At 72.5% G+C, this 11841-nt stretch carries 14 protein-coding genes; 7 read left to right on the plus strand and 7 right to left on the minus strand.

What is annotated here, in order from left to right; all coding sequences use genetic code 11:
• The first annotated feature begins 550 nt into the window (after nt 1–550).
• Complete coding sequence (locus tag K6I34_RS19875) at nt 551–877, plus strand: UBP-type zinc finger domain-containing protein (RefSeq protein WP_229327655.1); 327 nt, start codon at nt 551–553, stop codon at nt 875–877.
• Between the two features lie 8 nt (nt 878–885).
• On the opposite strand, the gene K6I34_RS19880 is transcribed toward K6I34_RS19875, so the two are convergent.
• Genes K6I34_RS19880 through K6I34_RS19895 form a run of 4 tightly spaced genes read right to left on the minus strand, consistent with a single transcriptional unit; the run spans nt 886 to nt 3570 of the window.
• Nucleotides 886–1284: a lasso peptide biosynthesis B2 protein gene (locus tag K6I34_RS19880; RefSeq protein WP_229327656.1), complete on the minus strand. Its 399-nt coding sequence runs from the start codon at nt 1282–1284 to the stop codon at nt 886–888.
• Nucleotides 1281–1541: a lasso peptide biosynthesis PqqD family chaperone gene (locus K6I34_RS19885; protein WP_229327657.1), complete on the minus strand. Its 261-nt coding sequence runs from the start codon at nt 1539–1541 to the stop codon at nt 1281–1283. Before K6I34_RS19885 ends, K6I34_RS19880 begins: the two co-directional genes overlap by 4 nt.
• Complete coding sequence (locus K6I34_RS19890) at nt 1538–3397, minus strand: asparagine synthase-related protein (RefSeq protein ID WP_229327658.1); 1860 nt, start codon at nt 3395–3397, stop codon at nt 1538–1540. Before K6I34_RS19890 ends, K6I34_RS19885 begins: the two co-directional genes overlap by 4 nt.
• Nucleotides 3398–3405: 8 nt before the next feature.
• Nucleotides 3406–3570 (minus strand): lasso RiPP family leader peptide-containing protein, encoded by a 165-nt coding sequence (locus K6I34_RS19895; protein WP_229327659.1) that lies wholly within the window; start codon nt 3568–3570, stop codon nt 3406–3408.
• Nucleotides 3571–3736: 166 nt separating this feature from the next.
• Here K6I34_RS19895 and K6I34_RS19900 point away from each other — a divergent pair, with 166 nt between their 5' ends.
• Together K6I34_RS19900 and K6I34_RS19905 are read left to right on the plus strand one after the other, a co-directional pair.
• The gene (locus tag K6I34_RS19900) at nt 3737–4966 is read left to right on the plus strand and encodes an ankyrin repeat domain-containing protein (protein ID WP_229327660.1); all 1230 of its coding nucleotides are present in this window, start codon (nt 3737–3739) and stop codon (nt 4964–4966) included.
• A 200-nt stretch (nt 4967–5166) separates the two neighbouring features.
• Nucleotides 5167–5721: a L,D-transpeptidase gene (locus K6I34_RS19905; RefSeq protein WP_229327661.1), complete on the plus strand. Its 555-nt coding sequence runs from the start codon at nt 5167–5169 to the stop codon at nt 5719–5721.
• A 65-nt stretch (nt 5722–5786) separates the two neighbouring features.
• Here the strand turns inward: K6I34_RS19905 and K6I34_RS19910 are convergent, their stop codons facing one another.
• Complete coding sequence (locus tag K6I34_RS19910; RefSeq protein ID WP_229327662.1) at nt 5787–6833, minus strand: YncE family protein; 1047 nt, start codon at nt 6831–6833, stop codon at nt 5787–5789.
• A gap of 156 nt (nt 6834–6989) precedes the next feature.
• Here K6I34_RS19910 and K6I34_RS19915 point away from each other — a divergent pair, with 156 nt between their 5' ends.
• On the plus strand, nt 6990–7991 hold the full coding sequence (locus tag K6I34_RS19915) for a LysR family transcriptional regulator (RefSeq protein ID WP_229327663.1): 1002 nt from the start codon (nt 6990–6992) through the stop codon (nt 7989–7991).
• Here K6I34_RS19915 and K6I34_RS19920 read toward each other — a convergent pair.
• Entirely contained in the window at nt 7972–8631 is a 660-nt protein-coding gene (locus K6I34_RS19920; protein ID WP_229327664.1) for a pentapeptide repeat-containing protein, read from the minus strand. The genes K6I34_RS19915 and K6I34_RS19920 overlap by 20 nt on opposite strands.
• A gap of 458 nt (nt 8632–9089) precedes the next feature.
• On the opposite strand from K6I34_RS19920, the gene K6I34_RS19925 reads away from it, so the two are divergent.
• Nucleotides 9090–9503: a helix-turn-helix domain-containing protein gene (locus tag K6I34_RS19925; RefSeq protein WP_229327665.1), complete on the plus strand. Its 414-nt coding sequence runs from the start codon at nt 9090–9092 to the stop codon at nt 9501–9503.
• A gap of 78 nt (nt 9504–9581) precedes the next feature.
• Nucleotides 9582–9992, plus strand: coding sequence for a VOC family protein (locus K6I34_RS19930; RefSeq protein ID WP_229327666.1), 411 nt, complete (start codon nt 9582–9584; stop codon nt 9990–9992).
• A gap of 201 nt (nt 9993–10193) precedes the next feature.
• Here the strand turns inward: K6I34_RS19930 and K6I34_RS19935 are convergent, their stop codons facing one another.
• Entirely contained in the window at nt 10194–10664 is a 471-nt protein-coding gene (locus tag K6I34_RS19935; RefSeq protein WP_308294033.1) for a DUF3224 domain-containing protein, read from the minus strand.
• 103 nt (nt 10665–10767) lie between these two features.
• Here K6I34_RS19935 and K6I34_RS19940 point away from each other — a divergent pair, with 103 nt between their 5' ends.
• The gene (locus K6I34_RS19940; protein ID WP_229327667.1) at nt 10768–11760 is read left to right on the plus strand and encodes a YafY family protein; all 993 of its coding nucleotides are present in this window, start codon (nt 10768–10770) and stop codon (nt 11758–11760) included.
• The last annotated feature ends 81 nt before the right edge of the window (nt 11761–11841 follow it).

Below are 11841 nucleotides of genomic sequence, written 5' to 3' on the forward strand. Positions count from 1 at the left end.
GTCGGCTGCCGGTAGGGGGTGCCTGCGTCCGCTGTCGGCTCTCCGCAGGGGGTGGCTATCCCCGCCACGGCGCCGGGCGGCTTGGCGCGCCCCATCAGGGGCGCGGGGAACTGCGCGAGCAACCACGACGCGCCTGCGGACGCCGGACGGGCATGGGCGACCGAGCTCGTGGGCGGCTTTTAGGGGCGCGGGGAACGGCGCGAGAAGTCCCCACAGGCCCGCAGTCGCCGGACGAGCCCAGCACACCGAGCTCGTGGGCGGCTTTCCAGGGGCGCGGGGAACTGCGCGACAAGCCCCCGCCGGGGGCGCGCTCGCGCGCGGAGCGCAAGAGGCACACCCCATAGGCGAACCCCGGTCACTGCCCGTCCGGCATGAGGACCCGGCGGAGACGGACACCCCCGTCGACCGTCTCCGTCGGCCTCACTTCGTGAGTGTGCCAGCAGGGTCTGACAACGCCCCGACAAGCAGCCGACAGCGCCCGTGCCGAACCTTCGGTAATGTCGCCTGACCTCCGCTTTCGTGTGGCGGTTCGCCGACCTACCGTGGGGGTATGACCGACGGTCGAACCACCTGGCGAGTAGCCGCCGACGTCGAAGGCAGACCCACGCGGCGCGACTGCGCGCACCTGGGTCAGGCGCGTGACGTGGAGCCCAGTACGACGGAAGGCTGCGAGGACTGCCTCCGTATCGGGAGTACGTGGCTGCACCTGCGCGAGTGCCTGGTCTGCGGGCATGTCGGCTGTTGCGACAGCAGCCCGAAGCAGCATGCCAGTGCTCACGCCCACGCCGAGCCCGGCCACGACCTGGCCCGTTCGTTCGAGCCGGGCGAGCAGTGGGCCTGGTGTTACGTGGACGGGCTGCTGCTCCTGCCACGCTGAGGCACCGCTCACCCCGTGGACGGCGGTACCCGCAGGATCGGCGCGAAGTACCCCTCGGGGTACGGCTCCCCGACCGGGGTTCCCGCCGCCTCCACCCAGGCGTGCGAGCGGAACGGCCGGGTCCGTACCCCGGTGCACCACGTGACCCACACGCCGTTCATCCGGCACAGCAGCACCACCGCCAGCGAACGCTGCAGGCACCCGTGCGACGTGGCGCAGCGCGCGCTCGCGGCGGTGACGGCCTCCCGCGCGGCCAGCGCCTGCTCCGGGCTCGCCGGGGCGCCCGCACCGAGCCGGACGAGGCGCAGTGCCAGCCGGATGCGGTCCGGTGGCAGTGCCGCGAGCAGCCGGGCCGTCACGACGGCCACCCGGACCTCGCGCCGCCCGAGCGGGTCCGCCCCGCTCACAGCTTCACCAACCGCGCGCTGCGCAGCGACGTGACCAGCGTCCCGACGTCCTCCTCGGCCTGCCCGGCGGGCAGGCTCGGATACCGCTGCCGCAGGTGCCGCGCGGCCTCGGAGGGGCCGGCACCGCGCAGGAGCGCGTTCAGGACGAGCGCGCCGGTGGCGTTGAGCTGCCAGTAGCGGCCGGTGCGCTCGTCGAGCAGGATCAGGCCGTCCTCGACGGCCGCCGTGCTGATCGTGTCGCGCAGGGCGACGGTCATGGGGCCCTCCCGGGCGGCGGTGGGCCGGCGGGGCCCTGGACGAGGCCCGCGGGGCGGGGCACGGAGCGGGAGCGCAGCCAGGCCTCGCAGGCGAGGGTCTGGGACAGGTGGGTGACGATGTGCGGCGTGGGGTGCGGGACGAGCAGCGCGTCCCGCAGCAGGGCCCTGTCGATCAGGCCCATCCCGGCCAGCAGCGAGCCGTCGAAGAGATCCAGCAGCTCCGCCCGGTGCCGGTTGAGGGCGATGTAGAAGTCGGTGCTGTAGTCGCCCTTGGAGGTGCGGGCCAGCAGGGCGGCCGGGACGATGTCCCGCATCGCCGCCGTGAGCAGTGGCTTGTACGTGGTGGGCCCGGCACGTTCGTGGAGGCGTACGGACAGGGCGGCGGTCAGCACCGGGTCGTCCAGGCAGGGCGCGGCCAGCGGCAGCCCGGCCCGCGCGGTGGCCGCTCCGAGCCGCCGGACGGTGACGCCCGCGGTCCGCGCGTACTGCACGGCGTCGTGCTGCGCGCGGTGCGGGGCCAGCGGTTCGGGGGCGTCGGCCGCGGCCTCGCGCAGCAGGACCCGGGCGCTGCGCACGGCCTCCGGGGTCGCCCACGGCGGCATCCGCAGCTGCGGCCCCCAGGACAGGCCGGGCACGGTCACCGTGGCGGGCGCCGCGTCCATCTCCTCGGCCGCCAGGGCCAGCCACTGCGCGTACGTGGTGCGGTCGACGAGGGTGCGCAGGAGCGGCCGGAGCGGCTGCCGCATGCGCAGCCGGTGCGTACGGAAGTGGGCCGGGGCCTTGAGCGGATGCTCGCGTGCCAGGTCGTGGAGGTAGCGCGGGGTGACGGAGAAGAGCTCGTCGCCGCCGTGCCCGGCCAGGTGCAGCCGGGAGCCCGCGGCGGTCATCCGGTGGGCGAGGTCGGCGAGCCGGGCCGCGTCGCGTACCCAGGCGCCCGGCTCCTCCAGCGGTGGGTGCGGGCCCGCCGCGCCCGCGAACCATAGCGGTCCCGCGTCCTGCGGCAGGCACTGGTGCTCCGCCTCCGGCAGGGCCGTCCGGGCCCGCTCCGCCCAGGCCACGTCGCTGTTCACCGGGTCGGCGCCCTGCCGGTACGTGGTCACCAGCCGGGCCGGTCCGCGCGCCGCCAGGAAACAGAGGCTCGTGGAGTCCAGGCCGCCCGACAGGTCGGCGCTGACCGTGCCGCCGTCCGCCGTGCAGGAGTCCACGGCCGCCGAGAGCGCCTGCCGCAGCGTCACGGCCCCCTCGGTGAGCGGGACGACGGGGTCGGGCGCCGTCCACCAGCGCCGTGCCGTCGCCCGGCCGTCCGGCTCCAGGACCAGACAGTGATCGGGAGGCACGGCCATGACGCCGTGCCAGATGCTCCTCCCCTCGACGGAGTGCACGGCGCCCGCGGGCAGCAGCCGTGTCACCAGCACCCGTTCGTCCACCGCGGCGTGGATCGCCCCGGCCAGCACGTCGCAGCGGCCCGAGGCCACCGTGGCCCCGCCCACCAGGGCGGAGAACACCCGGCGCACCCCCGAGGCGCTCCCGCGGACCCGCACCCGCCCGCCGACCGAGGCGATCAGGTGGAAGCTGCCCGCCAGCGTCTCCGCGACCCGCTCGACCTGTGCGAGGTCCTCCACATGGCTCACCAGAGCCGCGAGTTCGACGGCGGTGACAGGGCAGCGCCCGATCACCGCCACCCGCGCCCTGCCCGTACGGGCCACGGTCACCTGGCCCTCGGGCCAGTGCCCGAGCAGCCACGGGCGGCCGGAACCGTGGGCGACGATCCGGTCGGCCAGCGGCCGCAGCGCGCACACCGCGGCCAGGGCCGCCGGGCCGTCCGGCAGGACGACGAACCACTCCTCCTCCGGCACGGCGCGCTCTACCGCCAGTACCAGAGCTGGCCCTCGCCGCCCTCCTCCAGTGCGCTCCCCTCGGTCCACCCGAGCGTCTGGCCCGCGAAGTCCCCCACCTCCACGAGCGCCGGGGGCTCGTACACGTCCTGGGAATCGTTGGGTTCATTGGGCTCGCTGAGATCGGTGGTCATCGTCCGTCCCCTCCCGAAACGCCGACTTCCTGTCACTCAGAGTATCGGCTCGTAGTACTTCGTGAGGGTTGCGTGTGGTGCGCATACCCGCGCGCGGGAGTGCGCCGAGCGCGGTCCGGGCTTCCGTACGGTGTCCCGTGACGACTGGACGGGACGAGAGGGACTCATGCGGGAAGAGCGGCTCCTGGCGGCGGTGCGGGACGGCGACGCGGAGGCGGTGAGGGCACTGCTGGACGAGGGGGCCGACGCCGACGCGGTGGACGAACACGGCACTCCGGCCCTGTGCCTGGCGGTGGACGCGTTCGACCGGGCGGTCGTCGAGGAGTTGCTCAACCCGGTCCACCAGGCCCGGGTGGACCGTCCCGCCGCCGACGGCCGTACGCCCCTGCTGCGCGCGGTCGGCAACGGGGACCACGACATCGCGGAGTTGCTGATCGGGCGCGGAGCGCGCCTGTGGGCCGAGGACGCCGAGGGGCGCGACGCCCTGGCCCTGGCCCGGCACCGGCACACGACCGGCGTCGAAGCCGAACTGCGGCGCAGGAGCGGCGCGTCGGGGCGGATCGTGAGCAGGAAGGTCACGGACGAGGCCGGAAGCGTCTGCCGGGAACTCTCGCTGGGCGGCCTGAGGATGCGCGACGGCCACGCCGCCATCCTGACCGGCCTGGAGCCCCGCTACGGGATCACGCTGCCGTTCGCCGAACTGCTGGGCCGCGCACTGGCCGAGCCCGACCCCAACCACCAGGTCTGGCTGACGGCGATATGCGTGCTCCAGCGGCGCAACGACCCGGCCGACTGGGCGGAAGCGGCCGCCCTGCAGGACCATCCGGACCCGAGGGCACGGCTCTTCGGGGCGGAGGTACTGCACCTCGTCATCGCCTGCGACGACTGCGAGGACGAGTCCTTGGACGGGGTGCTCACCGGCCTCCTCCTCCCGTGGGCCGCGAAGGAGAAGGACCTGCCGGTGCTGCGGCTCCTCGCGGCCGGGCTGTCCAGCGCCGCCGACGCCAGGGCCGAGAGGCCGCTGCTCGATCTCACCCGGCACGACGACTCCGTGGTCCGGAGCCAGGCGCTCTCCGGGCTGCACTGGCAGGTCTCCCAGGGCCACCCCGAGGCACTGGCCGCGGCCCTCGCGTGCGCCCGGGACGCGAGCGCCGGCGCACGCGAAACCGCCTGCTACGCGCTTGAACGGGCGCCCGGGGATTCCTCCGCCTCGGACGTGCTCGCCGCCTGTCTCGACGACGAGAACGAGGCCGTACGCGTCAGGGCGGCCGTACGGCTGGCCCTGCGGGACGACGCGCGCGGTGACGAGGTGCTGCGCGCGGTCGAGAGCGCGGACGAGAACTCGCCGTACTACTGGGACCTGCACCAGGTGTGGCGGCACCGCCGCATGCCGTGACCCGCCCGGGCGTCCGGCCCGGCATACGCCCGTTGCGCGACCTTCCCGGCCGGTGGCCGAGATGGCGCCAGGTGCAAGGAGGCCGCTGACCGGTATCCGGCCGGCCGGAGTCGCAACCCGGCCTGTCCGGCTGTCATTTGACGTGGCTATGCTGGCGCTTTCCGGCATGTCCTTTTCGCGCTGGCGGGGGTGGGTCGTCGGTGGGTGGTCGGCGTAGGGCCCGTCGCCTGCGTCCGTGGGTCACGGTCGCCGGTCTCACCGCCTCCGCCCTCGTCCTCGTCGGTGTTCTCGCCCTGCTGGCCGACGGGACCGGGCCCGGGCACCAGGACGCCGCGGCGGGTTCCCCGTCGTCCTCCCCCTCCGCCCCGGAACGGCCGCCCCTGCCCCACGGTTCCGGAGAAGGCGAGCGCGTCGTCTATTCGCTGAGCCGTAAGCACGTATGGCTCGTGAAACAAGACGGCGGCGCGGTCCGTGATTTCCCCGTGTGGCCCGGTACGTTGAGGCCGACCCTCGGCGAGCACACCGTCAGCGGCAGGCGGGAGTCGACCACGGGCGGTGACGGCGTCGCCGTCAAGAACGTCGTCTTCTTCGACGTGTCCGGCAGTGTCGCGATCGGATTCTCGGCCGCCCTGGACGGCTCGTCGCCCCGGCCGGTGACCGGGAAGGCCACCGGAGGAATAAGGATGCGGTCCGAGGACAGCGACGCGCTGTGGGACTTCGCCAAGGAGGAACTGCCGGTGGTCGTGGTCGAGTGACCGGATCGTCGGGTCCGGGTGCCGAGTCCCCTGTTCCCGGCACCCCGTTCCCTCCCGTACGGCCGTCAGCCCGCGTACGGCACGTACGCCAGCCCGTGCGCCCCAGCCGCGCCCTCGGGGCGGTCCACGGCCAGGTCGGCCACCTTCTCGAAGCGGCGCAGGTCGACGACCGAGACCGTCGACGAGTCCACATTCGACACGTACGCCGTACCGCCGTCCGGCGACGAGTGGATCGTCAGCGGGAAGCGGCCGACCTCCACCTGGGCCAGGAGCTCGAAGGTGTCCGGGGACCAGACATCGAGGCTGCCGTTCTCCTGGGCGCCCAGCGGCCTGTCGGCGTCGGCGGTCAGGCGCAGCTCCCCCGCCAGGATCAGGCCCTCGCGCGTGGTGTGCACCGGCATCACCGGGCCGTGGGTGGTCAGCACCCGCTCGACGGCCCCGGACGCCACGTCGATGACGCGTACGCCGGGTCGGGCCTTCGACGGGGCGGACTGGAAGTCCGCCTTCGGCGCTGCCGCGTAGACGTACCGGCCGTCCGGCGAGACGTCGAGGCCCTCGCTGCCCGGCACCTCGATGCGGCCCGTGAACGTACGCGTCTCCAGGTCCACGACGGAGACGAACGGCGCCTCCTTGTTGGTGGCGTAGCCGCGACGGCCGTCCGGCGTGATCGCGAACCAGTGCGGGCCCGGGGCCATCGTGGGGACGCGGCCCAGGACGGAACGGTCCTTCGTGTCGATCACCACGACGCCGCCGGGCTCGTCCTCGCGGGCCTCGACGCTCACGTAGAGCAGGCCGCGCTCCGGGTCCAGGGCCAGTCCGTGCGGGCCGTGTTCGGGGGAGAGGTCGAGCACGTCGACGACGCGCCGGGTGGTCACGTCGATGACGCTGACCTCGTGTGCGTGGCCCGAGTGGGCGTGGTAGTAGCCCGAGCGGTACGCGCTCGTGCAGTACAGCACCCCGTTCGCCGCGTCATAGCACAACTCGTGCGGCTGCGCGGGGACACCGACGGAGTCCACACGCTCATGGGTGGCCGCGTCGAAGAAGGTGACGGTCGACCCGCCCTGGCTGACGACGGCGAGCAGATCGCCCTCGTGCGCGGAATCGGTGGTCATGATCGGAGTCCTCTCTGGGTTACCCAATCCGCCGGCGTTCCCCGGCACCCCAGAGCCTGCCGCCGCCCACGGATGATCTCCAGTGCACTCCTGGTACATAGTCTTTGCCTCTGCCGATAATCGAGCTGGTGGCGCCCGCGACGACATCCGGCACATATGACGGCCATCACATACACGCCTCCTCGGGAGAGCCCATTGGAATCCCTCGACATGAACCTGCTCGTCGCCCTCGACGCGCTCCTGGAGGAACAGAGCGTCACCGGCGCCGCCGCGCGGCTGCGCACCTCCGCTCCCGCCATGAGCCGCACCCTCGGCCGTATCCGGCGCGTGCTGGGCGACCCCGTACTCGTCCGGGCGGGCCGGAACCTCGTACCCACCCCGCGGGCCCTGGAGCTGCGGGCCGATGTGCACGCCGTGGTGCAGCAGGCCCGCGGGCTGCTCACCCCGCACGCCGCCCCCGACCCGGCGCGCCTCGCGCGGCAGTTCACGCTCCAGACCAGCGACATGCTGCTCGCCGCGCTGGCCACCCCGCTGACCGCGCTGGCGCAGGAACAGGCCCCCGGGGTGTCGCTGCGGTTCCTCCCGGAGAGCGTGGAGGACACGCCCGCCCTGCGTGACGGACGCGTCGACCTGGAGATCGGCGTCCTCGACCACCTCGACCCCGAGACGCGTACCGAGTCACTGACCGAACTCCGCCTGGTCGGCGCCGTCCGCCCGGGTCACCGGCTGGCCACGGCCCGCCGCGTCACGCCGCGCGCCTTCGCCGCGGCCGACCACATCTCCGTGTCCCGCAAGGGCCGTCGCCGCGGCCCCATCGACGACCGGCTCGCCGAGCTGGGGCTGGAACGCCGGGTGCCGGTGGCCGTCCCCAGCCACACCGTCGGCCTGTTCCTCGCCCAGAGCTCCGACCTGGTCTGCCTGGCCCCCGCCGTGCTCGCCCGCCACTGCGTCGAGGCCCTGGGCCTGCGGACCTTCCCCGTCCCGCTCGAACTCCCGCCCCTGGACATCGGGATGGCCTGGCATCCGCGCAACGACGCGGACTCCGCCCACCGTTGGCTACGGGAACGCGTGCGCGAGGCGTTCGCGGGGCTCGCGGACGACGGGAGACATGAGTATCGGGCCGATGAACCGACCGCCGTCAGTGGTCCTTCACGATGAGGCCGACGTGTTGCGCCAGTGCCGGTGCCAGGTCGAACAACTGGCCCGAGGTGATCATCGCGCCCTTCAGGCCGTCCAGCCCGGAGGTGATCCTCAGCGCGCCGGCCTCGCGCAGGTCGACCCTGGTCAGGGTGGCACGGTCGAAACGGGCGCCGTCCAGGGACGAGCCGGGGAAGCTGACGTCGGTCAGGTTGGCGCCGCCGAAGTCCACGTCGCGCAGGAGGCAGTCGACGAAGACGACGTCCTTCAGCGAGGTCGCGCGCAGGTTGACCGAGTCGAGTTTGCACTGGTGGAAGACGACGCGGCGCAGCTCGGCGCCGTGGATCTCCGTACCGGCGAAGACGCTCGCGATGCACTCGCTGTCCAGCCAGGTGGTCTCCGCGAGATTGGTGCCGACCACGCGGACGGTGTGCAGCCACACCTCGTCGAAGCGCGAGCGGCGGAGGCGGCCGCGGGTGAAGGTCGCCGAGGAGAAGGCCGACTCGCTGAAGAGGGAGCTGCCGCCGTCGGCGTCCTCGAAGTCCGAGCCGTCGAAGTGCAGCAGTTCATAGCTGCCCCCGTGCTCGATCCCGCCGGTGAAGGGCTCCAGGCGGGACGCGTACGGCAGCGCGGCCAGGTCTCGGGGGGCACGGACTCGCATGGGTGTGTTCCTTCCGGGGCAGCGGGCGGACAGCCCTCGCCATGGCCCGAGGAGGACCGTGCGGTGAGGGGAGGCCCCATGCTTGCGCTGTCCGGTCCGTTTTGCCCAATCGGCACGAGCCCGGAGAACGGCTCCGCAGGACGGATCGACCGCCGCCTCAGCCCTTCCATAAATACCCATAAAAGCAACAATTCACCCACCGATCGTGTGATGTTCCTCCGGTCCTCAAGGCGGGCGCCGCCCTCCCATCGACGTCCCGGGAAGTCAAGGCAGCCACTACGCAGGGGTTTTGGCGCATAAGCGACTCCGATCGCGAGCCCGGAAGCAGCCCACACCACAGTTCTCCCAGATTCATCGTGCACCACACCCCCCGTTCGCCGGATTCGGGGCATTCCGCTCACAGGCCGTTCTGGAGAACGGCCACCACCGCCACCTCGACATCGTGATGTGATGACCTCGTGAGCCGCCTCACCGAAGACAGCAACCGCCGCATGCTGCGGGCACGGGACGCGATGGACCGCGCCTACGCGCAGCCGCTGGACATCCCGGCCCTGGCGCGGATCGCGCACGTGTCGGAGGCGCACTTCACGCGCGTCTTCCGGGCCACCTTCGGCGAGACACCGCACCGCTACCTGCAACGCCGCCGCGTCGAGCGCGCGATGTTCCTGCTGCGCGACACCGACCGCAGCGTGACGGACATCTGCTTCGAAGTCGGCTTCAGCAGCCCGGGGACCTTCAGCCGCACGTTCCGCGACATCGTCGGCCGGTCCCCGAGGGCCTACCGCAAGGAGGCGCATGCGGCGCAGCGGGCCGCGGCGGCCGCGGGCGTGCCCACCTGCTTCACGATGGCCTGGACGCGGCCGAGCGCGTGACGGGCGGCCCGTCCGGCCCGCCCGGACCGAGCAGTTTCGGAGAAGTTTTCGCGGGCACCGCCCCGTAGCGTTGAGCACATGTTCAACGCGATCACTCAGTCCCAGATCTACGTCCTCGACCAGGACGAGGCCCTCGACTTCTACGTCGGCAAGCTCGGCCTGGAGGTCGCCGCCGACGTCCCCCTGGGCTTCATGCGCTGGCTGACCGTCAGCGTCCCCGGACACCCGGAGCGCCAGATCCTCCTGGAGAAGCCGGGCGCCCCGGCGATGTCCGAGGAGACCGCGGAGCAGGTCCGCGACCTCGTGACCAAGGGCGCGATGGGCGGCTGGCTCATCTTCACCACGGACGACTGCCGCAAGACGTACGAGACGCTGCTCGCCCGCGGCGTCGAGTTCACCGAGGAGCCCACGGAGCGGCCCTACGGGACGGATTGCGGTCTGCGCGATCCCTTCGGCAATCGCATCCGCTTCACCCAGCCGCTCGCTTGAGCCCGGGGCGCAGCCCCGGGCTGTGCCGCTGGGCCGTGCGCCTACTGGGGTGCGGCTTGCGCTGGGCGCGCGGCTGCGGGTCCGGTGGGGGCTTGTCGCGCAGTTCCCCGCGCCCCTGAAAAGCCGCCTACGAGCTCGGTCGCTCTTGCCTGTCCGGCGGCTGCGGGCTGTCGCTGGTTGCTCGCGCAGTTCCCCGCGCCCCTAAAAGCCGCCTGCGGGTCGTCGCTGGTTGCTCGCGCCGTTCCCCGCGCCCCTGACGGGGCGCAGGCCCAGGTCGTAGTCGAAGGTGTACGGGACTGACGATTCGCCGTGCTTGGCGGTGAAGCTGCCGGTTCCCCGCAGGCCGGTCAGTTCGCCGCTGCCTGACCCCGGTACGACCTGGAAGGTGCAGTGCACGGTTCCGTCAGCGTCGAACGAGCCCCGCTCCTCGACGGCGAAGGTGCCCTCGCGTCCCTCGAGGCTGCCGGTCAGCACCTCCATGCCGGCGAACGTGCCGGTCTTCTCCGTGACGTAGACGATGGCGTACTCGCAGGTGGTGTCGGCGGCCTCGATGCCGCCGGAGAAGGTGTTGGTGACGGAGGCGTGAGCGAGTTTCAGGCTCGCCCCGCTCGAGCCGACTGCGCGTTCTTCCCAGTTGGCGAAGGTGAAGTAGCCGGTTGTCTGCACGGACATGGATGTCCTCTCGGTCGGCCGCACCGTCTGTTCCGTGCGGGGTGTGACCAGCCTGACCGCTGTACCTGACATCTGCTGTCAGGTACAGCAGGACAATGGCTCCATGCGTGCCGACCGGCTTCTCTCCCTGCTTCTGCTGCTGCAGAACCGCGGGCGGATGACCGCTCCTGAACTCGCCGCCGAGCTGGAGGTGTCCGTTCGCACGGTCTACCGGGACATCGAGGCGCTCAGCGCCTCGGGCATCCCGGTCCGCGCCGATCGCGGGCCTGCCGGCGGCTACCGGCTCATGGATGGGTATCGCACCCGGCTGACGGGGCTCACCGACGCCGAGGTCGGGTCGCTCTTCCTCGCCGGAGCACCGGGTCCGGCGCGTGATCTGGGCCTCGGCGCGGTGCTGGCGACCGCGCAGCTGAAGCTGCGGGCGTCCCTCCCGGCCGAACTGGCCGACCGCGCCCGGCGTGTTCAGGACCGATTCCACCTGGATACGCCGGGGTGGTTCCGGGACGCCGACACGGTTCCGTATCTGGCGCCAGTCGCCCGGGCGGTGTGGGAACAGAGGGCGCTGCGTGCTCACTACCGGCGCTGGGGCGGTGAGGTGCACCGGGAGCTGCACCCGCTCGGCCTCGTCCTCAAAGCCGGGATCTGGTACCTGGTGGCGCGGGCGGACGGGGACACACGGACCTACCGGATATCGCGGTTCCTGGCCGTGGACACCACGGGAGAAACCTTCGAGCGACCGGCCGGATTCGATCTGGCCGCCTACTGGGAGGACTCCTCCCGGCGCATGGAGGCCGCGATGTACCAGGGCACCGCGCGGCTGCGGATTTCACCCCGCGCACAACGACTGCTGCCCGTGCAGTTCGGCACGGCTGGCACACGAGCCCTTGAGGAAGCAGGGCCACCGGACGACGAAGGCTGGGTGCAGGTGGAAATGCCCGTCGAGACACAGGCCGTCGCGGTCAGCGACCTGCTCAGGCTCGGCGCGGAGGCGGAAGTGCTCGGCCCGCCCGAGCTGCGCGACGCCGTCACCCGAACCGTGGCCGCACTGGCAACCCGCTACGCGGCATCACCGTATGAACCGGACAAGGTCCGGTGAGACGGGACAACCATCCCCCTGCGGAGAGCCGACAGCGAACGCAGGCGCCCCCTACGGACAGCCGACGTCCGGTGGAGGGGG

It is taken from the genome of Streptomyces sp. UNOC14_S4 (genome assembly GCF_020740835.1).
GTDB lineage: Bacteria > Actinomycetota > Actinomycetes > Streptomycetales > Streptomycetaceae > Streptomyces.